The organism is Paenibacillus thermoaerophilus, from assembly GCF_005938195.1.
Lineage (GTDB): Bacteria > Bacillota > Bacilli > Paenibacillales > Reconciliibacillaceae > Paenibacillus_W > Paenibacillus_W thermoaerophilus.
This window is the reverse complement of sequence record NZ_VCQZ01000061.1, coordinates 1-793: the sequence shown is the minus strand read 5'-3', so window position 1 is coordinate 793 and position 793 is coordinate 1. Positions and strand designations below refer to the sequence as shown.

1 protein-coding gene and 1 pseudogene are annotated in these 793 nt (G+C 48.4%); both read right to left on the bottom strand.

Annotated elements, in window-relative coordinates; genetic code table 11:
- Positions 1-457, bottom strand: a pseudogene (locus tag FE781_RS17335) (IS3 family transposase); the annotation flags it as partial.
- Positions 436-717, bottom strand: coding sequence for a transposase (locus tag FE781_RS17330; RefSeq protein ID WP_138790846.1), 282 nt, complete (start codon positions 715-717; stop codon positions 436-438). The gene FE781_RS17330 and the pseudogene FE781_RS17335, both read right to left, overlap by 22 nt.
- Positions 718-793: the final 76 nt, after the last annotated feature.

The following is a 793-nucleotide window of genomic DNA, read 5'->3' as shown; positions in this document are numbered from 1 at the left end:
CTAAATAGACCCAGCCCTGCCGCGTGGCAATGTACGTGATGTCGGCGACCCAAACCTTGTTAGGCGCATCCGGTTTAAACTGACGGTTCAGCACGTTCTCATAGACCGGCTGGTTGTGCTTGGAGTTCGTGGTGGCTTTATATTTCTTTACCGTAACGGAGCGAAGGCCCATTTCTTTCATGAGGCGACTGACCGTTTTGGTCGAAACGCTCTCGCCTTCTTGACGTAGTTTCTCCGCGATTTTATGGCTGCCATAGCGTTTCTTAAAGGCGTAAAAATGGTGCTGGATCCGCTTCATGAGCTTCTTGCGGCGCTTCTCCTGCTCGCTTGGTTTACGATGGACCCACTTGTAGTATCCGCTTCTAGATACGTTCATTACGCTGCACATCTTCTCCACCCGAAACTGGAAGCGGTGTTTATGAATAAACGGATAGATCAGTCTCGGCTTTTCGTGAAGAAGTGCATCGCCTTTTTTAAGATCTCAACCTCCTCTTGTAGATCCCGATTCTGTTGTTCCAGCTTCTTCATTTTTTCGTAGTCCACAAACAATTGGGATTTCTCACCGGTGGAAGCAAACTGCCTTCTCCAAGCCCGAATACTTCTTACCGGGATGTCCAGCTCCTTGGATACTTCAGACGGGGTTTTGCCGCTTTCTTGCATGTGCTTAACGGTTTGACGTTTAAACTCGTCGTCAAAATGTTGACGGATATCTCCCATGACACACCTCGACCTTTTGGTTGGTTATATTGTACGGGCCGCTACTACGGCGTGTCCACTTTTTAGTCTACATGCA

Excerpts from the sequence above, each read along its gene's own strand:
- FE781_RS17330 (WP_138790846.1), bottom strand. The coding sequence starts at position 717 with ATGGGAGATATCCGTCAACATTTTGACGACGAGTTTAAACGTCAAACC.